Source organism: Streptomyces sp. NPDC089424, assembly GCF_044749345.1.
Classification (GTDB): domain Bacteria; phylum Actinomycetota; class Actinomycetes; order Streptomycetales; family Streptomycetaceae; genus Streptomyces.
The window spans coordinates 146,593-171,658 of sequence record NZ_JBIVHU010000008.1; the positions used below are offsets into that span (position 1 = coordinate 146,593).

22 protein-coding genes and 1 pseudogene are annotated in these 25,066 nt (G+C 72.7%); 19 read left to right on the top strand and 4 right to left on the bottom strand.

The features are described from left to right. The first annotated feature begins 163 nt into the window (after positions 1–163). From ACIP2X_RS29795 to ACIP2X_RS29805, 3 genes are all read left to right on the top strand, one after another. A complete protein-coding gene (locus ACIP2X_RS29795; RefSeq protein ID WP_401678614.1) occupies positions 164–1,504 on the top strand; it encodes a class I SAM-dependent RNA methyltransferase in 1,341 nt (446 codons plus the stop codon). A gap of 211 nt (positions 1,505–1,715) precedes the next feature. Continuing rightward, the gene (locus tag ACIP2X_RS29800) at positions 1,716–2,555 is read left to right on the top strand and encodes an AraC family transcriptional regulator (protein WP_401678618.1); all 840 of its coding nucleotides are present in this window, start codon (positions 1,716–1,718) and stop codon (positions 2,553–2,555) included. Positions 2,556–2,620: 65 nt separating this feature from the next. Next, complete coding sequence (locus tag ACIP2X_RS29805; RefSeq protein WP_401678621.1) at positions 2,621–3,202, top strand: dihydrofolate reductase family protein; 582 nt, start codon at positions 2,621–2,623, stop codon at positions 3,200–3,202. Positions 3,203–3,312: 110 nt separating this feature from the next. On the opposite strand, the pseudogene ACIP2X_RS29810 reads toward ACIP2X_RS29805, so the two are convergent. Continuing rightward, positions 3,313–3,709: pseudogene (locus ACIP2X_RS29810) on the bottom strand (hypothetical protein). Positions 3,710–3,847: 138 nt separating this feature from the next. Between ACIP2X_RS29810 and ACIP2X_RS29815 the strand changes: the two are divergent. Both ACIP2X_RS29815 and ACIP2X_RS29820 read left to right on the top strand, forming a co-directional pair. Continuing rightward, positions 3,848–4,762 carry an acetoacetate decarboxylase family protein gene (locus ACIP2X_RS29815; protein ID WP_401678624.1) on the top strand — a complete coding sequence of 305 codons (915 nt, stop codon included), beginning with the start codon at positions 3,848–3,850 and terminating at the stop codon, positions 4,760–4,762. Between the two features lie 13 nt (positions 4,763–4,775). Beyond that, complete coding sequence (locus tag ACIP2X_RS29820; protein WP_401678627.1) at positions 4,776–6,380, top strand: succinic semialdehyde dehydrogenase; 1,605 nt, start codon at positions 4,776–4,778, stop codon at positions 6,378–6,380. A 1,042-nt stretch (positions 6,381–7,422) separates the two neighbouring features. Here ACIP2X_RS29820 and ACIP2X_RS29825 read toward each other — a convergent pair. Then, positions 7,423–8,667, bottom strand: coding sequence for an NADH:flavin oxidoreductase/NADH oxidase family protein (locus ACIP2X_RS29825; RefSeq protein WP_401678630.1), 1,245 nt, complete (start codon positions 8,665–8,667; stop codon positions 7,423–7,425). A gap of 95 nt (positions 8,668–8,762) precedes the next feature. Between ACIP2X_RS29825 and ACIP2X_RS29830 the strand changes: the two genes are divergently transcribed. After that, entirely contained in the window at positions 8,763–9,389 is a 627-nt protein-coding gene (locus ACIP2X_RS29830) for a TetR/AcrR family transcriptional regulator (protein ID WP_401678633.1), read from the top strand. A 33-nt stretch (positions 9,390–9,422) separates the two neighbouring features. On the opposite strand, the gene ACIP2X_RS29835 is transcribed toward ACIP2X_RS29830, so the two are convergent. Next, a complete protein-coding gene (locus tag ACIP2X_RS29835; RefSeq protein WP_401678636.1) occupies positions 9,423–10,373 on the bottom strand; it encodes a LysR family transcriptional regulator in 951 nt (316 codons plus the stop codon). 151 nt (positions 10,374–10,524) lie between these two features. Between ACIP2X_RS29835 and ACIP2X_RS29840 the strand changes: the two genes are divergently transcribed. The 7 genes from ACIP2X_RS29840 (at position 10,525) to ACIP2X_RS29870 (ending at position 17,984) form a co-directional block, all read left to right on the top strand. Next, positions 10,525–11,652, top strand: coding sequence for a tartrate dehydrogenase (locus ACIP2X_RS29840; RefSeq protein ID WP_401678639.1), 1,128 nt, complete (start codon positions 10,525–10,527; stop codon positions 11,650–11,652). Between the two features lie 389 nt (positions 11,653–12,041). Beyond that, complete coding sequence (locus ACIP2X_RS29845) at positions 12,042–13,313, top strand: MFS transporter (RefSeq protein WP_401678642.1); 1,272 nt, start codon at positions 12,042–12,044, stop codon at positions 13,311–13,313. Positions 13,314–13,353: 40 nt separating this feature from the next. Beyond that, positions 13,354–14,331 carry a phosphoglycerate dehydrogenase gene (locus ACIP2X_RS29850; protein WP_401678645.1) on the top strand — a complete coding sequence of 326 codons (978 nt, stop codon included), beginning with the start codon at positions 13,354–13,356 and terminating at the stop codon, positions 14,329–14,331. Between the two features lie 118 nt (positions 14,332–14,449). Then, a complete protein-coding gene (locus ACIP2X_RS29855) occupies positions 14,450–15,835 on the top strand; it encodes an acyclic terpene utilization AtuA family protein (protein ID WP_401678648.1) in 1,386 nt (461 codons plus the stop codon). Continuing rightward, on the top strand, positions 15,832–16,164 hold the full coding sequence (locus ACIP2X_RS29860) for a DUF4387 family protein (protein ID WP_401678652.1): 333 nt from the start codon (positions 15,832–15,834) through the stop codon (positions 16,162–16,164). Before ACIP2X_RS29855 ends, ACIP2X_RS29860 begins: the two co-directional genes overlap by 4 nt. Positions 16,165–16,192: 28 nt before the next feature. Further along, on the top strand, positions 16,193–16,516 hold the full coding sequence (locus tag ACIP2X_RS29865) for a hypothetical protein (RefSeq protein WP_401678655.1): 324 nt from the start codon (positions 16,193–16,195) through the stop codon (positions 16,514–16,516). A gap of 193 nt (positions 16,517–16,709) precedes the next feature. Continuing rightward, positions 16,710–17,984 (top strand): APC family permease, encoded by a 1,275-nt coding sequence (locus ACIP2X_RS29870; protein ID WP_401678658.1) that lies wholly within the window; start codon positions 16,710–16,712, stop codon positions 17,982–17,984. Positions 17,985–18,277: 293 nt separating this feature from the next. On the opposite strand, the gene ACIP2X_RS29875 is transcribed toward ACIP2X_RS29870, so the two are convergent. Next, positions 18,278–18,769 (bottom strand): MarR family transcriptional regulator, encoded by a 492-nt coding sequence (locus ACIP2X_RS29875; RefSeq protein ID WP_401678661.1) that lies wholly within the window; start codon positions 18,767–18,769, stop codon positions 18,278–18,280. A gap of 150 nt (positions 18,770–18,919) precedes the next feature. Here ACIP2X_RS29875 and ACIP2X_RS29880 point away from each other — a divergent pair, with 150 nt between their 5' ends. From ACIP2X_RS29880 to ACIP2X_RS29905, 6 genes are all read left to right on the top strand, one after another. After that, positions 18,920–20,080 (top strand): PP2C family protein-serine/threonine phosphatase, encoded by a 1,161-nt coding sequence (locus ACIP2X_RS29880; RefSeq protein ID WP_401679234.1) that lies wholly within the window; start codon positions 18,920–18,922, stop codon positions 20,078–20,080. Between the two features lie 145 nt (positions 20,081–20,225). Beyond that, entirely contained in the window at positions 20,226–21,125 is a 900-nt protein-coding gene (locus tag ACIP2X_RS29885) for an STAS domain-containing protein (protein ID WP_401679237.1), read from the top strand. Then, a complete protein-coding gene (locus tag ACIP2X_RS29890) occupies positions 21,122–21,511 on the top strand; it encodes an STAS domain-containing protein (RefSeq protein ID WP_401678664.1) in 390 nt (129 codons plus the stop codon). Before ACIP2X_RS29885 ends, ACIP2X_RS29890 begins: the two co-directional genes overlap by 4 nt. Beyond that, on the top strand, positions 21,508–21,957 hold the full coding sequence (locus ACIP2X_RS29895) for an ATP-binding protein (protein WP_401678667.1): 450 nt from the start codon (positions 21,508–21,510) through the stop codon (positions 21,955–21,957). Before ACIP2X_RS29890 ends, ACIP2X_RS29895 begins: the two co-directional genes overlap by 4 nt. Then, the gene (locus ACIP2X_RS29900; protein ID WP_401678670.1) at positions 21,954–23,021 is read left to right on the top strand and encodes a SpoIIE family protein phosphatase; all 1,068 of its coding nucleotides are present in this window, start codon (positions 21,954–21,956) and stop codon (positions 23,019–23,021) included. The genes ACIP2X_RS29895 and ACIP2X_RS29900 overlap by 4 nt, the downstream gene beginning before the upstream one ends. Further along, complete coding sequence (locus ACIP2X_RS29905; RefSeq protein WP_401678673.1) at positions 23,005–24,837, top strand: SpoIIE family protein phosphatase; 1,833 nt, start codon at positions 23,005–23,007, stop codon at positions 24,835–24,837. Before ACIP2X_RS29900 ends, ACIP2X_RS29905 begins: the two co-directional genes overlap by 17 nt. Positions 24,838–25,066: the final 229 nt, after the last annotated feature.

Below are 25,066 nucleotides of genomic sequence, written 5' to 3' on the forward strand. Positions count from 1 at the left end.
TGCGAGCGGTTCGTTCAGCGGGGCTGTGGGCGGGCGTCGGTGCAGGGGTGGCGTGGGCGGGCTTCGGAGCCAGGGTCGTGTCGGATTCGGTGTCTCCGGGAGCACGTAGACTGGTGGGCTGTTGTCCGGTCGTACCCCCTCTCGTATCTGGAGCGCCCCCGCCATGCAGGCAGAACCGAAGAAACCGCAGGTGGGGTCGCTCGTCGGCGAGGAGTACGAGGTCGAGGTCGGCCCCGTCGCCCACGGCGGGCACTGCATCGCCCGCACCGAGGCGGGGCAGGTGCTGTTCGTCCGGCACACGCTGCCCGGGGAGCGGGTCGTCGCCCGGGTGACCGAGGGCGAGGAGGGCGCGCGGTTCCTGCGGGCGGACGCGGTGGAGGTGCTCACGGCGTCCAAGGACCGGATCGAGGCGCCCTGCCCCTACGCCGGCCCCGGCCGGTGCGGTGGTTGCGACTGGCAGCACGCCAAGCCGGGAGCGCAGCGGCGGCTGAAGGGCGAGGTCGTCGCCGAGCAGTTGCAGCGGCTCGCCGGACTCACGCCGGAGGAGGCGGGCTGGGACGGCACGGTGCTGCCGGCCGAGGGCGACAAGCTGCCGGCCGGTCAGGTGCCGCAGTGGCGGACGCGCGTGCAGTACGCGGTGGACGCCACGGGGCTCGCCGGTCTGCGCCGGCACCGCTCGCACGAGGTGGAGCCGATCGACCACTGCATGATCGCGGCCGAGGGGGTCAGCGAACTGGGTGTCGAGAAGCGTGAGTGGCCCGGGATGGCGTCGATCGAGGCGATCGCCGCGACGGGGTCGCAGGACCGGCAGGTGATCCTGACGCCGCGACCGGGAGCGCGGCTGCCGATCGTGGAGCTGGACCGGCCGGTGTCGGTGATGCGGGTCGAGGAGAAGGACGGCGGCGTGCACCGCGTCCACGGCCGGCCCTTCGTCCGGGAGCGGGCGGACGACCGCACGTACCGGGTGGGTTCGGGCGGCTTCTGGCAGGTGCACCCCAAGGCCGCGGACACCCTGGTCAAGGCCGTCATGCAGGGACTGCTGCCCCGCAAGGGCGACATGGCGCTCGACCTGTACTGCGGGGTCGGCCTGTTCGCCGGTGCGCTCGCCGACCGGGTGGGCGACAAGGGCGCGGTCCTCGGCATCGAGTCCGGCAAGCGGGCGGTGGAGGACGCGCGGCACAACCTCGCGGACTTCGACCGCGTGCGGGTCGAGCAGGGCAAGGTCGAGTCCGTCCTGCCGCGCACGGGCATCACGGAGGTCGACCTCATCGTCCTGGACCCGCCGCGCGCCGGCGCGGGACGCAGGACGGTGGAGCATCTGACGTCCCTGGGGGCACGGCGCATCGCGTACGTGGCATGCGATCCGGCGGCGCTGGCTCGGGACATCGGGTACTTCCGGGACGGGGGGTACCGGGTGCGGACGCTGCGGGCGTTCGATCTGTTTCCGATGACGCATCATGTGGAGTGCGTGGCGATTCTGGAGCCCGCGGCCAAGGGTGCCTGAGCTGCAGTTTTGCGTGGCGCTTCATGTGAGGTGCGGGCGATGTCCTGACGCGGGAACGACGTGCATGGCGCTCGCTCTGATGGGGCGTCAGGCAGGCAGTCGACTGTGCACCGGTCTGGACGAGTCGACTCTGGCGACGAACAGCCCTCCCTCGCTCACTCAGCACGCCTGACCCACGCAAAGGTCACCGGCAGGACGCAATGCTGTGCCCATGGAGTACGTGTCCAGAGTGCCGCGACCGCCGTTGGACGGGCTGATCGACGACCTCTACTACCTGGAGGGTACGTCGCCGTACGCCCGGCTGATGCTGCCGCCGATGCCGTCGGCGCTGCTCATCGTCAACCTCGGGGCGCAGTTCCGCATCCGCGGCGGCACCGACATCGAGACGGCCGGATACGCCGACGGGTGCGTGGTCACCATGCCCACCCGCGCGCTGGAGTTCGGCTACCCGCTGCGGACCCGGTCCGTCGGCGTGCACTTCAAGCCGTGGGGGCTGGCGTCGTTCCTGCCGATGCCCGCGGCCGAGCTGTGCGACCGGCCGGTGACGGTCGAGCAGGTTTGGGGCCGGCCCGCCGTTGCTGAGCTGCGAGACCGGCTGGCCACGGCGGACGGACCGCACGAGATGCTGACGCTGCTGGAGGAGGAGCTGATGCGACGCCTGCGCGAGACCACCGGTCTGGGGCTGGTCCGCCACACCAGCAGCATCATCGCGGCGACCAGCGGGTCGGTGGCGATCGGCGATCTGAGCGTGGCAGCCGGTGTCAGCAGCACTCATCTGGCACGCCGGTTCAAGGAGCTCATCGGCGTCACGCCGAAGCGGCTGGCCCGCACCTGCCGCTTCGCCGCCACCGTGTTTGCGATCGACCCGGCCGGGCCGATCGACTGGGGCGATCTCGCCAGTGGCGCAGGCTACTTCGACCAGGCCCACTTCGGCCACGAGTTCCGGGAGTTCACCGGGCTCACGCCCACCCGGTACGTCGAGGTCCGGCGGCGGTTCCTGCGCGAACACCCCGGCCACGTGCTGGACAGCTGGCCGCTGCCGGCCGATTGATTTCTTACAAGAGCGACAGCCGGCGACACGCTAATTTGGGGCACCCCAGAGCGGAGGAGGGCCCCGTGGGCAAAGTGGTCATGTACAGCTCGGTGTCGGTGGACGGCTTCGTCGCGGACGAGAACGACCAGCCCGGACCGCTGTTCGACTGGCTGTCCAGTGGTGACGTTCCGTTGGACGAGAGCGGCGTCCTGAAGGTGTCGCAGACGTCCTACGACTACACCCGGCCGTACTGGGACCGGATCGGGGTGACGGTCGTCGGCCGCCACGTCTTCGACCTGACGGACGGCTGGGAAGGCAAGCCCCCGAGCGGGATCGACCATGTGGTCGTCGTGACGCACCGGCCGGCGCCCGAGGGCTGGGACCCCGAGGCGCCGTTCCACTTCGTCGACGGCGTCGAGGCGGCCGTGGCCAAGGCGCAGGAGCTTGCGGGTGACCGCACGGTCGAGGTCGCCGCCGGCGACGTCGGTGGCCAGGTGCTTGCCGCGGGTCTGGTCGACGAGGTGCGCATGGACGTCGTACCCGTGGTGTTCGGGTCCGGCAAGCGCTACTTCGGGTCGGTCGACGCGCAACATCTGTTGGAGGATCCTGACGTGGTGATTCCGGGCAACCGGGTGCTTCACCTGCGCTATCAGGTCCGCCGTTGACGGTCTGAGCGACTCCACATCACTTCTTGCCGGTTTCCGTCGTATCGGGCCGGTCCATGACGCGACAGCCCGCAGGTGACGGTATCCCGGGATCTTCCTGGAGGTGCATGTCATCGGCCGGCGCGGATCATCACGGTGAGGACGGGCGAGGCCGGTGACGGCCGGCTCTGTCCGATGTCGCGTACCCCCACTCCTTGTGGAGCGCGTGACGAAGGGCTCGTCGCGTGTGGGGAGGAGCCCGTCGTGGATGCGGCGGGTCGTACCGGTGCTCTCCACGCCGGCCGGACGCCGATCTCGGACAGCGGCGAATCCCGGCTCGGTGCCGTGTCGGTCCAGCCGTTCGCCGAACGCGGTGACCGCATGGTTCGGCAGGTGGAGGAGCGGAGCGCACACGTCGGCGTACACGCCGAGAAGGTCGCCGCGGGCGGTGTCGAGGGTGGTGAAGGTGCGCAGTGGGATGCCGGGCGCCGTCATGCGGCCATCCTTCGGGCGGCGGCGTACGGGCATTCAGAGGATGGCGAGTTGGCCGGTTGGGCGGCGCCGGGCGCGCCGATGGTGGCTCGCGAGAGCGGGTTGTTGACGGTGCTTACATTGGAGGGTACGGTCATGTGATCAGTGTCAACATGTGAGCCAGGAGTCGTGTCGATGCCCTCGTCCCAGCAGGAAACAGTCAAGGTCGGCCTGGGCGGCCGTACCGTCATGGTCCCCAAGGGGGGTTTGTACGACCGCTATCGGATGGACACCGATCTGGACGAAGTCGCCCGTGATCCACGCGTCAGCGGGGTGGACTTCTTCCGGCGGCTGCCCAAGTCCAAGGTCGACTCCCCGATCGGTGCCACCCTCACCCCGAACTTCTACTACCGCATCGCGACCGCCCGCGTCACGATGCTGGCCCGCTCCCGTGCGATCCGTTCCCGGCTGCCCGAGGAACTGGCGCCGCTGGAGGTCGCGCCGGGGCTCGGGCTGATCTCGGTGATGTTCTTCCGCTACGACGTGTGCGACATCGACTTCTACACCGAGGCGGCCGTCGGGATCGCGGTGAAGCCGGCCCGGCACGGCAGGCTCGGCTTCTTCGACCTCGTCGCCGCCCTGAAGAACGAGCACCTCGACTCGTACGTGCTGTCCCTGCCGGTGAGCACGGAGATCGCCCAGGTGCGCGGCCACGACGGGTACGGCTTCCCCAAGTGGGTCACCGGCCTCGACGTCGACATCGACGCGCACCGGACGACCGCACGTGTCGCCAACGACGCCGGCGGCACCGACCTGGCGCTCTCGGCCTCCACGCCCGCCCAGACCGCCTACCCGAGCGGCAGGCGGGTCTCGACGCTCACCTCGTACACCTCGATCGACGACGCGTGGCACGCGACCCTGAGTCAGACCAACGTGCTGTCGGCCGGCGCCGAGCGGGTCCCGCGGCGGCTCGGGCTCCAGGTGGGGGAGGGGCGCATGGCCGACGACCTGCGTTCCCTCGCCCCGGTCAGGACGATCCAGTTCGACGTCGTCACCGAAGGGCAGCTCGCCCTGCACATGCCGGTCCCGACCTCGGTCCCCAGCCGGTAGCGAGGAGCCCGCCATGGCAACCGGACACGCCACCCTTCCCCCCTCTCCCGCCGACCGCGGCGTCGCGCTGCCCGCCTCGCTCACCCCGGCCCTGACCGGTCGGCTGGCCGCGCGCGTCGTCGCGTCGCCCGACGCCGCCCGGGTCACCACCCACGCCCCCTACACCGGTGCTCCGTTGGCCGACCTGCCGGTCTCCACGCCGGGAGACGTCGAGGACGCGTTCGCGCGCGCTCGCGTCGCCCAGCAGGCCTGGGCCGCCATGCCGCTGAGCCGGCGCAAGAAGATCCTTTTGCGCTTCCACGACCTCGTTCTCGCCCGCCGGGACGAGGCGCTGGACCTGATGCAGGCCGAGAACGGCAAGACCCGCCGTGACGCCGTCCTGGAGGTGGTCGACATCGCGATCACCTCGCGGTACTACGCGCGCAACGCCGCCAAGTACCTGGCGCCCAGGCGCCGTCGCGGCGCGATCCCGGTGCTGACCCACACCACCGAACTGCGGCACCCCAAGGGCGTCGTCACGGTCATCTCACCCTGGAACTACCCCCTGAGCATGGCCGCCGGCGACGCCGTCGCGGCGCTGATGGCCGGCAACGCGGTGGTGCAGAAGCCCGACACCCAGACCGCGTTGACCGCGCTGTGGTCCCTCGACCTGATGCACGAGGCCGGTCTGCCGGCCGGAGTGTGGCAGATGGTGGTGGGGCGGGGCAGTTCCCTCGGCGGCGCGCTGATGGACAACGCCGACTACGTGATGTTCACCGGCTCCACCGCCAGTGGACGCGGGATCGCGAGCGACGCCGGTCGGCGCCTCATCGGCGCGTCCCTCGAACTCGGCGGCAAGAACGCCATGATCGTCCTGGACGACGCGGACGTCGAGAAGGCGGCCGACGGCGCCGTCGCCGCGTGCTTCCCGTCGGCCGGCCAGCTCTGCGTCTCCATCGAGCGGCTGTACGTGGCCGAGTCGATCCGGGACCGGTTCGTCGACGCGTTCGTCGCCCGCACCGAGCGGCTCAGGATCGGCGCCGCCTACGACTACAGCGTCGACGTCGGCAGCCTCACCACCACCGCCCAACTGGCGACCGTCACCGCGCACGTCGACGACGCCGTCGCCAAGGGGGCGACCGTGCTCGCGGGCGGGAGGGCGCGACCGGACCTCGGCCCGCTGTTCTACGAGCCGACCATCCTCACCGATGTCACCCCTGACATGACGCTGTACGCCGACGAGACCTTCGGACCCGTCGTCTCGGTCCACTCCTACCGCAGTGTCGACGACGCGGTCGCCCAGGCCAACTCCACGCCGTACGGCCTCAACGCCAGTGTCTGGTCGGGCAACGGAGCCCGCGGGCGGGCCGTCGCGGCCCGCGTGCACGCCGGCACCGTCAACGTGAACGAGGCGTTCGCCGCCGCGTGGGGCAGCATCGACGCGCCGATGGGTGGCATGGGCGACTCGGGCCTCGGCCGCCGTCACGGAGCCGAGGGCATCCTCAAGTACACGGAGCCCCAGACCGTTGCCCACCAGCGCGTCCAGGGGTTCAGCCCGCCGGCCGGTATCGCGCCCGAGACCTGGGCCGCGCTGCTGACGGGCGCGATGAAGTTCCTCAAGGCGGCCGGCGTCCGCTGACCCGCCGAAGGCTGGACGGCGCGGTTCCTGTGGAGCCGCGCCGTTCGCGTTGCCGCCCGCCGATCGTGAGGCTCCCGCCGGGTGGGGGTCGGGTGGGGGAGGACGCGGCTCGGCATCGGCCCGGCCACGGTCCCCGTGATGAGCCGCGCGGCGAGGGAGCGAAAGCCTCCGGCGGACGGCGTCAACGAGGTGGGGGGGGGCTTTGGTAGGCGCGGTCAGTGAGGCGGGGGGCTTCCGTGGCCGCGGTCGGTGGGGCGGCGGCCTCGGCGATCGCGGTCCGTGCATGGGGAGGACCGGGCGGGCGTGGCCGGTGAAGCGGGACGCTCGGGCGTGCGCGGTGAGAGAGGCGGGAGCGCTGGCGTGCGTGGTCGGAGTGGCGGGACGATCGGGCGTGCGTGGTCGGCGAGGCGGGAGGACCTGGCGTGCTGGCCGGCGAAGCGCAATCCCCCGCGATCGTGGTCTGTGGGGCGGGTGTTTGGGCGGGTGTGGCCTGTGAGGTGGGTGGTTCGGGTGGGTGTGGCTGGTGAAGCGGGAGGCCGAGGCGTGCTGGCCGGGGAAGTGTGAGCCGTCGCGATCGTGGTCTGTGGGGCGGGTGTTTGGGCGGGCGTGGCCTGTGAGGCGGGTGGTTCGGGTGGGTGTGGCTGGTGAAGCGGGAGGCCGAGGCGTGCTGGCCGGGGAAGCGTGAGCCCTCGCGATCGTGATCAGTGGGGCGGGAGTTTGGGCGGGCGTGGCCCGTGAGGCGGGTGGTTCGGTGGGCGTGGCTGGTGAAGCGGGAGGCCGAGACGTGCTGGGCAGGGAAGCGTGAGCCCTCGCGATCTCGGTCCGTGCAGCGGGAGGCCCGCGCGGGCGGAGCCGCTGAAGCGGGGGTCCCGGGCGGGCGGGACCCGTGACGTGCGGGTTCCGGGCGGGCGGGACCCGTGGCGTGCGGGTTCCGGGCGGGCGGGACCCGTGGCGTGAGGGTTTCGGTGGTGGTGGGTGGTGATGTGGGAGGCCCCAGGTGGTCGCGGTGGCGACCGTGCCTGGGGCCTCCCCCTTGGTACGTCTACGCGGCGCTCTGCGATGCGGACAGCCAGGCGCGGTAGCGGCGCAGGGCCCGTCGCTGCCTGCGTCGCTCGGAGAGGAGGGCCAACGCCGGATGGGTGCCGGGCGTGGGGCGGCTTCCGCGGGCGATGCGGCGCATCTGGTGGCGGACCTGCGCCATGCCGGCGGCCGAGGCGAGCGCCTTGTCGGACCAGGTCACCGGCCGGAGCTGCCCGTCGGCCTCGCGGCCCTCGCGCCAGCGGTCGGGCAGGTCCGGCGTGACGGCGAGGGCGGTGCCCATCCCGACGAGCGCGACGCCGCTGTCCAGGACCTTCCGCGCGGTGTCGCGCCGGGTGATGCCGCCGGTGAGCATCAGCGGCAGCGGGCTGGTCGCGACCAGGTCCTTCGCCAGGTCGAGGAAGTACGCCTCGCGGGCCTGGGTGCGCGCGTCAGCGGGGCGGCCCGACATCGCCGGGCTCTCGTAGCTGCCGCCGGACAGTTCGACCAGGTCGACGCCGAGCGGGGCGAGCATCTCGATCACCTGGCGTGCGTCGTCGGCGTCGAACCCGCCGCGCTGGAAATCGGCGGAGTTGAGCTTCACCGCGACCGCGAAGGCCGGGGAGACGGCGGCGCGGACCGCGCGGACGACGTCGAGGAGCATCCGGGCCCGGTTCTCCAGCGAACCGCCCCATCGGTCGGTGCGCTTGTTGACCAGGGGGGACAGGAACTGCGACAGCAGGTAGCCGTGTGCGGCGTGGACCTCCACACCGTCGAAGCCCGCCTGTTCGGCGCGCCGTGCGGTGACCGCGTACCGGGTCACGGTGGCCTGGATCTGCTCGGGCGTCATGGCGACGGGGCGGCCGAATCGGCTGCTGTGCCTGCCGAGGTCGACGGCGACGGCGGACGGGCCCCACACGACTCCGGGCATGTCCGAACCGATCTGGCGGCCGGGGTGGTTGATCTGCATCCAGATCGCTCCACCGCCGGACTTGCCGGCCCTGGCCCACTCGGCGAACGGTTCGAGCGGGGCCGCCTCGTCGAGCACCACGCCGGCCGGGCCGGTCAGCGCCTCGGCATGGACCATGACGTTGCCGGTGATCAGCAGTCCGGTGCCACCGGCGGCCCAGCGCCGGTAGAGCCCGAACAGTTCCTTGTCCGGGAGCTGGCCGTCGCCGGCCATGTTCTCCTCCATGGCCGCCTTGGCGATCCGGTTCCTCAGTACGTGCCCGGAACGCAGGGACAGTGGCGAGAACAGCTCGCTGGTCATCCGAGTTCCCCTCTCGATCTCGATCGCTTAAGATGTGTGCAGCGTTCACATTAGGGCAACGATGTAAGCGTCGTAAACATGAGGGAGCGTGACCTATGTCGCAAGCGAGCGGCACGTATCACCACGGCGATCTGCGCGCCGCCTGTCTGCGTGCCGCGCGGGAACTGCTGGAGGAGGACGGCAGCGCCGGACTGTCCCTGCGGGCGGTGGCGCGGCGGGCCGGCGTGTCGGCGACGGCTCCCTACCGCCACTACGCGGACCGCGACGCGCTGGTCTCCGCGGTCGCCGCGCAGGGCTACCGCGAACTCGCCGAACATCTGGCCTCGGCGCATCCCGCGCCCGTCACCCCTGACGAACTCGCCGCGGTCGCCGTCGCCTACGTCCGTTTCGCACTGGACCGGCCGGCGTTGTTCCGGGTGATGTTCGCGGAGCCCTGCGATCCCGACAGCGAGGAACGGGTCAGCGCGACCGCCGCCATCTCGGAATACGTGCGCGGCATCGTCCGCGGCGCCTTCCCCGGCGCCGATCCGGACGTCCTCTCCACCACGGTGTGGGCGCTCGTCCACGGCCTGGCGTTCCTGCATCTCGACGGCAAGTTCGACGCCTCCCGCCCCGAGGCGGTCGCCGACCGGGTGCGCGCCACGGTGCGCGCGCTGTTCGCAGTACCGGCGGCGGCGTCCCCTGCCGGCACGGCTGTGCCGGGTGAACGGGCGCAGGCGTAGCGGATCGCGGGAGGGCGTGGTCCCCCGGCGCTGCTACTCCTCTTGTCGATGCCGGAGCCGGCGGGGGAGGCGGGCGGCGAGGAAGTCGACGATCCGGCTGACCCGCCGCGGGATGTGCGCGTCGTCCTCGATCAGCGCGTAGATGTCCGCCGTCGGCGTGGGCACCCCGGGAAGCACCTGGACGAGTTCGCCGCGCTCCAGATGCGGTCCCACATGCCACTCCGAGCGCATGACGATGCCCCGGCCCTCCAGCGCCCAACCGGTCACCACGTCACCGTCGTTGCTGGAGAGGCTGCCGTGGACGCGGATGTGCCGCGTACCGGTGGTGTCCCCGAACCGCCAGAGGGCGTAGTCGCTCTCGTTCTCGCGCAGCACGATGCAGTCGTGCTCGGCGAGGTCCTCGACGGTGGCCGGCGTGCCGTGCCTGGCGAGGTAGGACGGCGCCGCGCAGGGCACCCGCCGGTTCTCGGCGAGACGGCGCATACGCAGCGACGAGTCCGGTGGGGCCCCCACGTGCACGGCCACGTCGAACTCGCGCCGATGGGGCCGCAGCGGCAGGTCCGAGGTCTGGAGCCGGACGTGGAGGTCCGGGTGGGCCTCCGCGAACTCGCCGAGCAGCGGGGCGATGTGGGCCCGCCCGAGCCCGAGTGTGGCCTCGACGGTCAGCGAGCCGCGCAGCCCTCCCGACCGGTCGGTGAGCGAGTCCTCCAGCTCCCGCACCTGGTCGAGGATGGTCGACACCCGCGCCGCGTACAGCTCGCCCTCCGACGTCAGCACCAGGCGGCGGGCGCCGCGCTGCACGAGCCGTACGTCGAGCCGTCGCTCCAGCGCGCTGAGGCGCTTGCTGACGACGGGCAGGGAGCAGCCCAGTTCCCGTGACGCGGCCGTGAGGGTCTCGCTCGACGCGACGACCTGGAAGAACTCCAGGTCGTCCAGAGGGGAGCGGCCGGCGCCCGGCCGCCCGGGACGACGGAGGCTTTCCATGACGGAAAGCCTACCTTGACGGTCGGTGCCTTGTTGCGGGCATCGCGGCTGGCCAGGGTGGTCGGCAGGGCGCAACGGGGCCCGTGCGTCGTGGCCGGGCGCGCGGCCCCGGTGGCCGCGTCCACCGTGACCGTGCCGAGGAGTGAGTTTCGTGTCGCAGAGCTATCGCATCGCAGCGATCCCGGGCGACGGGATCGGCCACGAGGTCGTACCGGAGGGCCTCAGGAGCCTCCGGGCGGCCGCCGACGCGTACGGATTCACCCTCGACGTCACCGAGTTCGACTTCGCAGGCGCCGACTACTGGAAGCGCCACGGCGCCATGCTCCCCGAGAACTGGCGCGACATCCTCGGTGGCTTCGACGCGCTCTACTTCGGCGCCGTCGGATGGCCCGACGTCGTCCCGGACCACGTCTCGCTGTGGGGCAGCCTGCTGCAGTTCCGGCGCGGCTTCGACCAGTACGTCAACCTGCGCCCCGTCCGGCAGTTGCGCGGCGTCCGCAGCCCCCTGCGCGATCACGGCCCCGGCGACATCGACTTCTACGTGGTGCGCGAGAACACCGAGGGCGAGTACTCCAGCATCGGCGGCCGGATCTTCGAGGGCACCGACCGCGAGACGGTCCTCCAGGAGACCGTCATGACCCGCACCGGCGTCGACCGCGTCCTGCGCTACGCCTTCGAACTCGCCGCCGGCCGCCCTCGAAAGCACCTCACCTGGGCGACCAAGAGCAACGGCATCTCGATCTCCATGCCCTACTGGGACGAGCGGGCCGCCGCGATGGCCGAGCGGTATCCGCACGTGAGCGCGGACAAGGACCACATCGACATCCTGGCCGCCAAGTTCGTGCTCCAGCCCGACCGGTACGACGTGGTCGTCGCCAGCAACCTCTTCGGCGACATCCTCTCCGACCTCGGTCCCGCCTGCACCGGCACCATCGGCATCGCCCCCAGCGCCAACATCAACCCCGAACGCGCCTACCCCAGCCTGTTCGAGCCCGTGCACGGTTCGGCGCCGGACATCGCGGGCCGCGGCATCGCCAACCCCGTCGGCCAGATCTGGAGCGGCGCGATGATGCTCGACCACCTCGGCGAGACGCGGGCCGCGGCCGCCGTCGTCGCGGCCGTCGAGACCGTCCTCGACGAGCAGCCCGGCGTGCTCACCCCCGACCTCGGTGGCACGGGCACCACCGCCGGACTCGGCAAGGCCGTCGCCGCCGAGATCACGGCGGGCGCGAGCCGGGCCCCCGACCGGCCGGCCGGAAGGGCCGCGGCCACGCCCTGACCGCGGCAGTACGCCATGGCCAGGGCAGTACGCCCTGACCGCGGCAGTACGCCATGGCCAGGGCAGTACGCCATGACCGTGGCAGTACGTCATGACCATGGCGGTCGCCGACCGCTCCGGCGACCGCCTCGCCACCCGGCCACGCGGCGACCGCCGTACGGCCCGTGCCGATGAGGCCGCCTCCGCCGGCGCGTCGGCCCTCGTAGCGCCTGGCACCGCGTCCCCCGCGTCGTCGTCCGGGCGCGGTCGTCACCGCCCGGGCCCCTCCCGCCGCCCGCGCGCCCGCCGGCGACCTGCCCCACCTGCTCCAAGTGAACGCCCCGCAAGTCCGCACCCCGCACCTCATCCGACAGCCGCCGACCCGGCGGCGGCGCGAAGGGACGACCCGCATGACGACGACGTCGGCAGGGCAGCGCTCACGTACCCGCACCATCACCTTCCTCGTCGCGCTCGCGGTCTTCGCGCAGGAGTCGACCTGGAACTTCTACGAGTCCCAGGTCCCGCCCCTCCTGCGGGAGCACGTCGGCAGCGCGGCCGTCGTGGGGGTGCTGATGGGCATGGACAATCTGCTGGGCATCTTCATCCAGCCCTGGATCGGCAACCGTTCGGACCGCACCCGCACCGCCTGGGGCCGCCGTATCCCGTATCTGGTCGTCGGCATGCCGATCGCCGCCGCGCTGTTCGTGACCATCCCGCACACCGCGGCGTCCCTGCCGCTGCTGATCGCGGTGATGTTCACCTACGCGCTGGTCGCCAACACCTTCAAACCCGTCGCCGAGGCCCTGGTGCCCGACTTCATCGCGCCCGAGCGGCGCAGCCGCGCCAACGCGGCCGTCAAGATCGCGTCGAGTCTGACCGCCATCGTCGCCGCCCTGATCAGCATCTTCCTCGTCGACGACCATCCGCACATCGCCTTCGCGATCCCCGCCGCCATCATGCTGGTGTCGATCGTGGTGCTCGGCGTCACCGTCCGGGACAGCCGGTCCCCGGCCTACCAGGAGGTGGTCGCCGAGACGCGCGAAGAGCCTCCCGGCAGCCGGGCCCCACGGGTTCGCGACACCTTCGTCGAGATCGTCAAGGACCGGGACCGCAGCAGGCTGCTCCTGCTCGCCGCGATCCTCGTCTTCGGGAGCGCCTGGGCCGCCTCGCGGTCGCTGGTCACCCCGTACGGCATGGAGGCACTCGACCTGTCCCGTGGCGACGCGGGCGGTCTCACCCTCCCCAGCGGCGTCGCCTTCATCGTGGCCGCCTACCCGGCGGCGGTGCTCGCCGAGCGCTGGGGACGGCTGCGCGCCATGGCGGTCGGCATGTCCGTCTTCGCCGGCGCCATGCTGCTGGGGACCCTCGTGCAGACACCGGCGGCCGTCGTCGTCGCCCTGTGCGTGGCCGCCGCCGGCGCGAGCAGCTTCCTGGTCAACGCCGTCGTGGTCCTGTGGAACCTCGCGCCGTCGGCGAGGGTCTTCGGGACGTACGCGGGTTTGTACACCGTCAGTTGGGCGGGCGGCGGCTTCCTCGGACCGGCCCTGATCGGGGGGATGGTCGACCTCAACGGCTGGTCCCTGATGCTCGTCGACATCGCCGTCGTCGCCGTCCTGGCCATCGTCCTCATCAGCCGGATCGGCCTGATGCGGCGGCGCACCGTCCTGTCCCCCGCGAAGTGACGGGCCGCCACGCAGCGGCACAGCCAGAAACGAGGACCGCGTGCCCCGCATCCTGATCACCACGGACTATCTGCGCCCCGGCGACGAGGTCGACACCCACCTCCGCTCCCTCGGCCACACCACCGTCCACGCGCCCCTGGTCGGCAGGCGCGACCCCGAGGAACTGGTCGCCGCACTCGACGGCGTCGACGCCGCCCTCGTCGCGAACGAGCCGCTCACCGCCGACGTCCTCGCCCGCGCGCCCCGACTGCGCGTGGTCGTGCGGACCGGTGTCGGCCACGACTCCATCGACATCGCCGCCGCGGGCCGGCACGGGATCACGGTGAGCAACCTGCCCGGCGTCAACGCCAACGCCGTCGCCGAGTACACCCTCGGCCTGCTGCTGTCGGCCGCGCGGCGCCTCGTGCAGAGCGCGACCGCCGTCGCCGCCGGCCACTGGCCCCGGCAGGACGGCCGCGAACTGCGGGGCGCCACCCTCGGCCTGCTCGGGTACGGCGCATCGGCACGCGCCGTCGTACCGCTGGCGCGGGCGTTCGGGATGCGGGTGCTGTGCACCACGGGCGTCCCCGAGGACCTGCGGACCGATCCGGCGGTCACCTTCGTCGCACTGGACGAACTGCTGCGCTCCTGCGACTACCTCTCCGTGCACACCGCGCTGACCGACCGGACCCGAGGCCTCCTGGACGCCGCCGCGTTCCGCCGGATGAAGCCCACGGCGATCCTGGTCAACACGGCCCGTGGCGGCGTCGTGGACGAGGCCGACCTCGCCGCGGCGGTACGCGCGGGGGAGATCGCCGGGGCGGCGCTCGACGTGGTGTGCGACGAACCGCTGCCCGCCGACAGCCCGTTGCGCGGCGTCGACGGCATCGTCGTCCACTCCCATCTCGCGGGCCAGACCGCCGAGGCCCGCGCGGCCACCGGGAGGGAAGGAGCGGCCGAACTGGTGGCGGCACTCGCCGGGCGGCCCCGCCACGCGGTGAACGCCCACCTCCTGCCGGGCGCGGGCCGCAGCGCGTGAGCACGCCGGCCCCGTACCCCTGGAACGCGTGCCCCTGAAACCCGTGTCCCTGAAGCCCGTACCCCTGAAACCCGTACCCCTGAAACCCGTACCCCTGGAAGGGAAGAGGAACAAGAACATGGACAAGGAACAACCCGTGCGGTCCGTCCGGGTCCTGGCGCCCACCGGCATGCTGGGCGCCGGGTTCCCCGAGGCGACCGTCGAGCGGGGCCTCCGGCTCGGCGCCGACGTCATCTCCGTCGACGCGGGCAGCACCGACTCCGGGCCGTACTACCTCGGCGCGTCCCGGCCCAAGACCACCCGCGCCGCCGTCGCGCGCGACCTGCGCATCCTGTTGAAGGCCGCCGCGGGCGCCGGTATCCCGCTGATCGTCGGCTCGTGCGGGACCAGCGGCACCGACAGCGGCGTCGACTGGATCGCGGACATCGTCGCCGGCATCCAGCACGACGAGGGCCTGGACCTGCCGGTGGCCCGCATCTACAGCGAGCAGAACGCCGAGGACCTCAAGAGGCGGCTGGCCGCGGGACGCATCCGTCCGCTGCGCCCCGCCGCCGAATTGCAGGCGGAGACCCTGGACAACTGCACCCGCATCGTCGGCGTGATGGGGCACGAACCGATCGTCGCCGCCCTGGAGGCCGGTGCCCGGGTCGTGCTCGCCGGCCGGGCCACGGACACCGCCATCGCCGCCGCCTACCCCCTGATGAAGGGCATGCCGGCCGGCCCCACCTGGCACGCCTCGAAGATCATTGAGTGCGGTGGGCAGTGCACCACCGACCCGCGCCTGGGAGGAGTGCTGGCCACCATCGACGCGGGCGGCTTCACCGTCGAGCCGCTGGACCCCGCGGCGGCCTGCACCCCGATCCTGGTCGCCGCCCACATGCTGTACGAGACCGCGAACCCCTTCGAGATGCGCGAGCCCGACGGGACACTGGACGTCCGCGAGGCCACGTACACCGCGCTGGACGACGTCACCGTCCGGGTCGAGGGCTCGCGGTTCCATGTCGCCGACCAGCACACCGTCAAGCTGGAGGGTGCGCGGATCACCGGGTACGAGACCATGTCGTTCACCGCGATCCGCGACCCCCACATCCTCGCGCGCATCGACGACTGGGCCGCGCTGCTGAGGACGACGCTCAGGGAACGGGTGGAGCAGACGATCGGCCTGAGCGAGGACAAGTACGCTTTCGACGTCCGCCTCTACGGCCACAACGCCGTCCTCGGCGACCTCGAACCGGCGACGGGCGCTCCGCGCGAGGTCGGCGTGATGCTTCTGGTCAACGCCCCCGACCAGGCCACCGCCACCGCCGTGGCGAAGATCGCCAACCCGCTGATGCTGCACCTGCCGACGCCCGACATGCACCACCTGCCGAGCCTCGCGTTCGCCACCTCGCCCGCCGAGACCGAGCGCGGCCCGGCGTACGAGTTCGTCCTCAACCACGCCGTCGACACCACCGGACCCACCGACCTGTTCCGTATCGAGTGCGAAGAGGCCCCCGCGTCATGACCGACACCACCGCGACCACCCTCGCCGATCTGGCCCTGGAGATCCGCTCGAAGAACGCCGGCCCCTTCTGGGTCACGATGGAACTCTTCCTGCGTGACGCGGACGCCTACCGGGTCGCCGCCGACGAGACGTTCCTCGACGAGCGGGTCGTCGCCCGGCTCTACGGAGTCGACGAGAGCGAGATCCAGATGTTCCGCATCCCCTCGCTGAACGTCGTGAAGATCTCCTTCCCCCGGCCGGTGAGCCAGGCGTCCCTGTTCGACCGCGACATCCACTCGGGTCAGCACCATGTGCCGCTGGCGATGCTGCCCGTGCCGGTGACCCGGTAGGAGGGCGGGCCCGGCGACAATGGCCGGCGTGAGCGCTGACAGGTCTCGCGAGACGACCCCCGACGGGCATCACGTGGTCATCGGGGGGCGGCGATGGCGGGCCACCGATCCGTCCGTTCCCGAGGAGACGGCGGCCCGGCTCCGTCACCACCTCATGGCGGCCCGCCGTGCGGTGCGGGCGGCCCTTGCGGCGGGCGACGCGGAGGCGGAACGAGCGGCACGCGCACGCGTCGACGGCGCGAAAGTGGCGCTCGGTGAACGCGGTACGCCGTGGTGGGAGCAGTCCGAGGCCGTGCGCCGGCGGCGATGGGAGCGGGGGCTGGCCGCGCTGGACGACGACACGACGTCGTGAGGCGCGGGCGGCCGTCGCAACTGCCCGTCCGCCTCCACGGCCACAACGCCGTGGGCGAAACCGTCGGACCTTGCCCTCAGCCTCGATCCCGCGTGCCCGCCGGACGGCGTCCGTGCTGTTCATGGCGTCGCAACCCTGCTCGCGTATCGTCGCCCCGAATCGGGCGGCCCGTGGCCGGGATGAGGGAGTGGTCTTGAGCGAGACGTCGAACGGCGCCCGTACGCCGGACGAGCTGGACCGTCGGCTGGGCGTGCCGGACGCCGTGGTGATCGGGCTGGGCTCGATGATCGGCGCAGGGATCTTCGCCGCGCTCGCCCCCGCCGCGCAGGCCGCCGGCTCCGGGCTGCTGCTCGGTCTCGCGCTCGCCGCGGTGGTCGCCTACTGCAACGCCACCTCCTCGGCCCGGCTCGCCGCCCGCTACCCCGCCTCGGGCGGCACCTACGTCTACGGCCGGGAGCGGCTCGGCGACTTCTGGGGCTACCTGGCCGGCTGGGCCTTCGTGGTAGGCAAGACCGCCTCCTGCGCGGCGATGGCCCTGACCGTCGGCGCCTACGTCTGGCCGGGCCAGGCCCACGCGGTGGCCGTCGCGGCGGTCGTGGCGCTCACCGCCGTGAACTACGCCGGGGTGCAGAAGTCCGCCTGGCTGACCCGCGTGATCGTCGCCGTGGCGCTGGCGGTGCTCGCCGCGGTCGTGGTGGCCGCCCTCACCTCCGGCGCGGCCGACGCGGACCGGCTCGCGCTCGGCGACGACGCGACGTTCGGCGGCGTACTGCAGGCGGCGGGCCTGCTGTTCTTCGCGTTCGCCGGGTACGCCCGGATCGCCACCCTCGGGGAGGAGGTCCGCGACCCGCGGCGCACGATCCCCCGGGCCGTCCCGCTCGCGCTCGGTATCACCCTGTGCGTCTACGCCCTGGTCGCCGTGGCGGCCCTGACCGTCCTCGGCCCGGCCGGCCTCGCGGGCGCGGCGGCCCCGTTGTCGGACGCCGCCCGGGCGGCCGGCGCGGACTGGCTGGCGCCGCTCGTCCGGGTCGGCGCCGCGGTCGCCGCGCTCGGCTCGTTGCTTGCCCTGATCCTCGGCGTCTCGCGCACCACGCTCGCGATGGCCCGCGACCGGCACCTTCCGCACGTCCTCGCCACGGTCCACCCGAGGTTCAAGGTGCCGCACCACGCCGAACTCGCCGTCGGGGCCGTGGTGGCGGTGGTCGCCGCGACGGCGGACGTCCGCGGGGCCATCGGGTTCTCGTCGTTCGGCGTCCTCGCCTACTACGCCGTCGCCAACGCGTCGGCCTGGACCCTCGCCCCGGACGAGGGCCGCCCCCACCCCGCGATCCCCGTGGTCGGGCTGGCCGGCTGCCTCGTGCTGGCGTTCGCCCTGCCGCTCTCCTCGGTGATCTCCGGAGCCGCGGTGCTGGCCGTGGGCGCGGTGGCGTACGCGGTGCGCGCGGCCGTCCGGCAGCGCACCACCTGAGGAAACTCCCTCCGGCGCCGGGTTTCCGCGGCGTCCTGGCCCCGCCTCGCGGAATCGGGCATTCATTCGAGACCTTGACCACAGTTGCGCAGGTCGCCGTCGCTCGGGGTACCCGATACGAAACGGCAGCTCAGCCAACAGTTGCCGTTTGACAACTATGGCGTGAGGCAAGAAAGTAACCGTGTCGTGACGGGGCACGGGGAAGGGTCAAGGATGTGTTCCGGTGAACGGAGGGCGCCCGGTGCCGGGCGTCGGCGCGACGGGGCGCGACGGTCGTCGACGGATCGGCGGGCTCAGGCGGTCCGGCCGCGCGGGACGCCGGCGTCCTCGTCGTGTATCCGCGCCGCGGCCGCGTCGCAGAACGCCTCCAGTCCCTGCACCAGCGCGATCCGGTGGGCCGCGGGCATCTGGTCCAGCACCGCCTGCAAGGCCCGTTCCCGGCGCGTGCGCAGATCGGACAGGAAGGAACGCCCCCGGCCGCTGAGATACAGCCGTACCTCCCGCCGGTCCGTCGGGCTGACCACGCGCTCGACGAATCCGGCCGCCTGCAGCCGGTCGCACAGGCGGCTGGTGGACGGCGGGGTGGAGGCCAGCGAGTCGGCGAGGGTGCGCAGATTGATGCCCTCGTGGTGTTCGAGGATGAGCATCACGCGCAGCTGGGAGGCGGACGCGGGCGCGGTGGAGGCCCGGCCCCACAGGACCTCCAGCAACTCCGCGGCCGTGGCCGTCACGCGCGCGGCGACCTCGTGCGGCTCGGGGCGGGGGCGGAAGGCAGTCACAGTCACACTCTCGCAGCTACTGGGATGTCCGTCAGCGTACTAGGCGCGGCAACCGGCCGGAGATGCCCGTGAGGACCGGGCGGGCGGCCCGGGCGGCTCCGGCGCCCACATGAGGACCGTACGCATTCGGCGAAGGATTGGTGTGTTGTGAACATCGTGAACAGATTTGTGGCCGCTGAGCGCGCGTTGCGCACGGCGGCACCCCATGAGTTGCTCGATGCCGTCCGGCGCGTACTGGTCGAGCAGTCCACGGCGCAGTCCGTCGAGCTCTACATGGCCGACTACGGCCTGACGGTGCTGCAGCCGGTGTCCGTGCTGCCGCACACCCTGGAGCCGGTGTCGGTCCACAACAGCCCCGCGGGCCGGGCCTTCGGGGCGCAGGAGCCCTTCCTGGAGGACGTGCGGGACGGGGCCGTCCGCGTGCATCTGCCGGTCACCGTCCGCGGCGACCGGCTCGGCGTGCTGTCGGTGACGCTGTCGGACGGCGGCCAGGTCAAGGAGTGCCTGGGCGAACTGACGGAGATCGCGGAGGTGCTCGGGCACGAGGTGGTCGTGGCCGAGCGGGACACCGACGTCTACCTCCAGGCCCGCCGCAGGGACCGGCTCACGCTCGCCGCCGAGATGCAGTGGCAGCTGCTGCCCGGCCGCTCCTGCGCCCGCCGCGAGTACGAGCTGGGCGCCCAGCTGGAGCCCGCCTACGCGATCTTCGGGGACAACTTCGACTGGTCCGCGACGGCCGACCGGCTGACCTTGTACGTCACCAACGGCATGGGCGAGGGCATAGAGGCCTCGCTGCTGACGAACCTCGCGATCAACGCGCTGCGCAACGCGCGACGGGCCGGCATCCCCATCGCCGACCAGGCCGCGCTCGCCGACCAGGCGGTCTACGCCCACTACCGGGGCCGCAGCTATCTCTCCGTGCTGATGCTCGACTTCGAGCTCGCCACCGGCCGCGCCCGCGCGGTGGACGCCGGCTCCCCGCAGCTGCTGCGGTTGCGCGACGGCACGGTCGAACGGATCACCTTCGAGGCCCAGCTCCCGCTCGGCATGTTCGAGGAGACCGACTACGTGGCGCAGGAGTTCCGGGCCGAGCCGGGCGACCGCCTCATCTTCGTCAGCGACGGGGTCTACGACGTGGCCTCGCCGGGCGGGGAGGTGTACGGGGACGCCGCGCTCGCGCGGGCGATCCTGGCTACCCGCCTGCTTCCCGCGGCCGAGGTGCCGCGCGCCGTACTCCGCGAGCTGACCGGCCACCGGGGCCGGCCGGCACCGGACGACGACGCCCTCGTGGTGTGTCTCGACTGGCACGGACGATGACCACAGGCACACCGAGGCGCCGTCCGGGGTAGAGGGATCGCGTGTTGTTCGTCCCGCGCCGCCGGGGCTAATGTTTGTCATACGGCAATAAATGGCTGAAGCTGAGCCGCTCGCAAGGCCGCAGGAGCCTGTGGAGAAGGAGACGATGCAGGTGCAGGAGCACGACGCGGCGAACGAGTCGGCCGCACGGCAGGTAGCCGCCTTCCTCGACCGTTCCCGGGAGCAGATCGCCCAGCGCTGGGCCGACGCCGCCCTGTTCCGCACGGTCTTCACCGTCTCGCGCGACGAGGCGGTGGAGGCCGGCAAGGCCGTGGTCGACGCCCTTTCCACGGTCGCCGGGTCCGGCCGGCTGGAGGACATCGCGGCGCCCGGTTTCGAGGGCGTGCGCGACCAGTTGGGGCGGATGGCCTCCTCCCGGGCCCGAACCGGACTGAACCCGGCGCAGATCGCCGACGAGGTCGCCGCGTTGCGCGAACCGGCGGTCTCCCTGCTGCGCGAGGGCTTCGCCGACCCGGCCGACCGGCACGCGGACGGCGCCGTCCTGGCGCTGACCCTGCTGATGGGTACGCTGCGGCTGGTGGTGATGGAGCGGGCGCTCAGCGCGGGCGAGGAGCTGATCGAACGCCAGCGGCAGCAACTGCTGGAAGTGGCCACCCCGGTGGTGAAGTTGTGGGAGGGGACCGTCGCCGTGCCGCTGATCGGCACCCTGGACAGCGCGCGCAGCCAGGTCGTGATGGAGAACCTGCTGGACGCGATCGTCGCCCAGCGCGCCCGCTTCGCCATCCTCGACATCACCGGCGTGCCCACCGTCGACTCGCTCGTCGCGCAGCACCTGATGAAGACGGTGGCCGCCGCCCGGCTCATGGGCGCCGAGTGCATCGTCTCCGGCATCCGCCCCGCCATCGCGCAGACCATCGTCCACCTCGGTATCGACCTCGGCTCGGTGCTCACCCGCGCCACCCTCGCCGACGCGCTGGCCCACGCCATCGCCCAGCAGGACGCCGAGGTCTCGGCCCGCGCGGCGGCGGGAGCGAGCCCGCGGTGAACTCCTTTCCCGACCCCGCTGCCCCGGTGCCCGTACTGACACTGGGGGACGTCCTGCTCGTCAGTCTCCAGGGCGAGTTGCACGACGGCATGGCCGAGCAGCTCCAGCAGGACATCGCACGGCGCATCGCGGACAGCGGGGTGACCGGAGTCGTCATCGACATCTCCGGCGTGGACATCGTGGACTCCTTCCTCGGCCGCATCCTCGCCGAGATCGCCTCCAGCGCCAGTCTGCTGGCCGCCCGTACGGTGCTGGCCGGCATGCGGCCCGCCGTGGCCATCACCCTGGTCGAACTGGGGCTCACGCTGCCCGGTCTGCACACCGCGCTGGACACCGAGCGCGCGCTCGAACTCCTCGGCCACGCGGCGAGCGGAGGGCACACATGACGTCGACCTCCCGCCGGGCCGCCACGACCACCCTGCCGATCGGCTCGGACGCCGACCTGGCCTGGGTGCGGCAGCAGGTGCGCCAGGTCGGGTCCGAACTCGGCTTCGGACTGGTGCAGTTGACCAAGCTGGTCACGGCCGCCAGCGAGCTGGCCCGCAACACGCTGGTGCACGGCGGCGGAGGACATGTGGAGATCACCCCGCTGGACAACGGACAGGAGCGGGGGCTGCGGCTGTCGTTCGTCGACGCCGGCCCCGGCATCCGGGACGTCGAGAGGGCAATGACCGACGGCTACACCACCGGCGGCGGCCTGGGCCTCGGCCTCAGCGGGGCCAAGCGCCTCGTCCACGAACTCTCCATCGACACCGCGCCCGGCCGCGGCACCACCGTCACCGTCGTCGCCTGGGGCTCCGTGCTCCCCTCCGCCCGGCCGGGGTCCGTATGAGCAGGGTGTGGGACATCCCCGTGCACGACTCCACCCGGGTCCGGGACGTGCGGGTCGCCGCCGAGGCGGCCGGCGCGCGGGCCGGGCTGGACCCGCACCGCATCGCGGTGGCCTCGCTCGTGGCCACCGAACTCGCCACGAACCTCGTCAAGCACGCGGACGGCGGCCGCATCGTGATCAACCTCGTCGAACGCCCCACCGTGGACGGGCCCGTGCCCTCGGTGCAGCTCGTCTCCCTCGACCACGGTCCCGGCATCACCGACGTCGAGGCCGCGCTGCGCGACGGCCACACCACCGCCACCACCTCACTCGGCGCGGGCCTCGGCACGTGCCGGCGGATATCCAGTGACTTCGACCTCCACAGCATCCGCGGCCGGGGCACCGTGGCGATGGCCCGCGTCGACCGGACGCCCGCGGCCCGGCACGCGGTGCCCGCGTCCGGCCCGCGCGTGGGCGGCGTCAACATCCCCCTCGCCCAGGCCGATCACTCCGGCGACGCCTGGAGCTGGGTCCGCACCCCGACACTGCTGACACTGATGCTGGCCGACGGGCTCGGGCACGGCGACAAGGCCGCCCAGGCCTCCGGTGCCGCCGTCGAGGAGCTGCGCCGCTCGGAGCACCTGCCGCCGGTGGAGATCCTGCGCCACCTCAACACCGCGCTGCGGCCCACCCGGGGCGCCGCCATCGCCATAGCGCAGCTGGACCTCGACACCGACCAGCTCCGCTTCGCCGGGATCGGCAACATCGGCGCCCGGCTGCACAACGGCGGCGACTGGCAGGCCCTCGTCTCGCACCCCGGCATCGTCGGCTCGCACTTCCCGGCCACCGTCCCCGAGCAGCGACTGGCCTGGCGGCCGGACAGCCTGCTCGTCCTGCACAGCGACGGACTGCCCAGCCGCTGGACCCCGCCCGGCGACCCCGGCCTCCCGCACCACGACCCGGCGGTGGTGGCCGCCGCCATCCTGCGCGACGCCAGCAGTGCCGCCCGCCCCCTACGCGACGACACCAGTGTGGCCGTACTGGCCCCCGACAGCCGGACCCGCGCCCATGACCGCCGCTCCTGACACCTGGACCATCAGCTCGGCGGCCGACGCCGCCCGGGCCCGCAGCGCCGTGGCCCGACTCACCGAGCACGCCCCGGCCCTCGACCGCGCCCGCCTCCTGACCGACCTCACCGCCCAGCTGCGGCGCTGTCTCGACGAGGGCGGCGCCGAACTCGTCCTCAGCACCCGGCACACCGACCGGCTCCAGATCGACGTGCACCCCACCGGCCGGCCCACCCACCGGCTCACCCTCACCTGCCCCCAGCGCCCCGCCGGGAAGGGCACCGACGGCGCCGACCTCGCGGACGCGCTGCTCACCGCCGACGAGGACGCGGGCCGCCTGGTGGACCAACTCGACGGCGTCCGCGGGGAACTGGACGAACTCCAGGGCAAACTCGCCGGACTCCGCCGCCAGCAGGGCGCCCTCCAGGAGAAACTCGACGAGAAGGAAGCCCTGGTCCGTTTCCATCGCGAGGAGCTGCACGAGACCAACCAGGGCGTGCTCGCCCTGCACGCCGAACTGGACGCCGCCGCCCTCGCCCAGCGGGAACTGCTCGACGCCGAACGGGCCGCGCGCGCCGAGGCCGAGAGCGCGCGCCGGCTGCTGACGTTCCTCGCCGACGCCAGCGCCGTCGTCACCGCCTCGCTCGACCACGACGCCATCCTGCGCCGCCTGCCCGAGCTGCTGGTCCCCGAATACGCCCTCGACGTCGACGTCTGGCTCTTCGAGGACGAGCAGGTGCCCAGGGGCGGCACGCGCCCCGCCGCCGCCGTGAGCGCCGCCCGCACCGGCCGCCCCCAGCACGCCGCGGACCACCCCGGCGGGCTGCCCGGCGTCGACGACCTGCCCCCCTCCGTGCTGGCGCCGGACCGGCCGCTGCTGTGCATCCCGCTCACCGCGCACCGCATGCTGGGCGTGCTCACGCTGACCGCGCCCGGCCCCCGCTTCGACCCGGACACCTCCGTCATGCTGGTCGAGCTGGCCCGCCGGATCGGCACCGCGCTGGACCACGCCCGCCGTTACGAACAGCACCGCGACATCGCCGAAGCCCTGCAACGCGCCCAGCTCACCGACCTGCCCGAGGTCGAGGGCCTCAGCCTGGCCGCCCGCTATCTGCCCGCCACGCGCGGACTCAACATCGGCGGCGACTGGTACGACGCCTTTCCGCAGCCCGACGGAAGCCTGCTCGCGGTGATAGGGGACGTCACGGGGCACGGGCTGCGCGCGGCCGTCATGATGGGCCAGTTGCGCACCGCGCTGCGCGCCTACGCCGTCGAGGGCGACGGCCCCGCCCGGATCCTGACGCGGCTGCACCACATGCTCCGCCACCAGCAGCCCGACCTCTACGCCACCGCGGTCGTCGCCCGCTTCCGGCCCGGCGACCCGGCCCTCGTCTGGGCCTCCGCCGGGCACCCGCCTCCCGTGGTGCGCGAACCAGGGGGCGCGGTACGGGTGCTGGACGCCAAGCCGGGCATCATGCTGGGCGTCCCCATCGCCTACGAGTACCAGGAGCACTCCGTCGACCTGCCTCGCGGCTCGACGCTCGCGCTGTACACCGACGGCCTCGTCGAGCGGCGTGCCCTCGGCATCGACCCGGGCATCGAACGGCTCACCGCGACGCTGGCCGCGCTCGCCGGGCCGGAGTTGGAGCGCGACCTGGACGCCTCCGCCGAGTCCCTGCTCACACCGATGCTGCACGACTCCGAACGCGACGACGACGTCTGCATGCTGCTGTGCCACACCACCGGCACGCCGTCCCCGGTGCCCGTACCGTCTCCGAGGTCGGACCGGGGCGCCGTCGGCACCGACGCCGCGGGACGGCCGCTGCCGCGCTGACTCCCGGTCCGTCGGGGCGGTGCTCACATGTCGGAGGTTCCGTCGCCGGGCAGTGGCGTTTCGCTCCGTCCGGGTCGCGAGGGAGGCCCGCAGCCCTCGGCGGAGCGCTTCTCGTTCGTCGGGTTCCATCCCCGGCACGCCGTCCCCGGTGCCCGTGTCGTCTCCGAGGTCGGACCCGGGGCGCCGTCCGCACCGACGCCGCTGCCGCGTTGACCGCGGGGTCGTTCCC

Excerpts from the sequence above, each read along its gene's own strand:
- ACIP2X_RS29905 (WP_401678673.1), top strand. The coding sequence starts at position 23,005 with ATGACCGCCGCTCCTGACACCTGGACCATCAGCTCGGCGGCCGACGCC.
- ACIP2X_RS29800 (WP_401678618.1), top strand. The coding sequence starts at position 1,716 with ATGGAGTACGTGTCCAGAGTGCCGCGACCGCCGTTGGACGGGCTGATC.
- ACIP2X_RS29825 (WP_401678630.1), bottom strand. The coding sequence starts at position 8,667 with ATGACCAGCGAGCTGTTCTCGCCACTGTCCCTGCGTTCCGGGCACGTA.
- ACIP2X_RS29895 (WP_401678667.1), top strand. The coding sequence starts at position 21,508 with ATGACGTCGACCTCCCGCCGGGCCGCCACGACCACCCTGCCGATCGGC.
- ACIP2X_RS29860 (WP_401678652.1), top strand. The coding sequence starts at position 15,832 with ATGACCGACACCACCGCGACCACCCTCGCCGATCTGGCCCTGGAGATC.
- ACIP2X_RS29845 (WP_401678642.1), top strand. The coding sequence starts at position 12,042 with ATGACGACGACGTCGGCAGGGCAGCGCTCACGTACCCGCACCATCACC.
- ACIP2X_RS29900 (WP_401678670.1), top strand. The coding sequence starts at position 21,954 with ATGAGCAGGGTGTGGGACATCCCCGTGCACGACTCCACCCGGGTCCGG.
- ACIP2X_RS29820 (WP_401678627.1), top strand. The coding sequence starts at position 4,776 with ATGGCAACCGGACACGCCACCCTTCCCCCCTCTCCCGCCGACCGCGGC.
- ACIP2X_RS29835 (WP_401678636.1), bottom strand. The coding sequence starts at position 10,373 with ATGGAAAGCCTCCGTCGTCCCGGGCGGCCGGGCGCCGGCCGCTCCCCT.
- ACIP2X_RS29855 (WP_401678648.1), top strand. The coding sequence starts at position 14,450 with ATGGACAAGGAACAACCCGTGCGGTCCGTCCGGGTCCTGGCGCCCACC.
- ACIP2X_RS29885 (WP_401679237.1), top strand. The coding sequence starts at position 20,226 with ATGCAGGTGCAGGAGCACGACGCGGCGAACGAGTCGGCCGCACGGCAG.
- ACIP2X_RS29830 (WP_401678633.1), top strand. The coding sequence starts at position 8,763 with ATGTCGCAAGCGAGCGGCACGTATCACCACGGCGATCTGCGCGCCGCC.
- ACIP2X_RS29815 (WP_401678624.1), top strand. The coding sequence starts at position 3,848 with ATGCCCTCGTCCCAGCAGGAAACAGTCAAGGTCGGCCTGGGCGGCCGT.
- ACIP2X_RS29795 (WP_401678614.1), top strand. The coding sequence starts at position 164 with ATGCAGGCAGAACCGAAGAAACCGCAGGTGGGGTCGCTCGTCGGCGAG.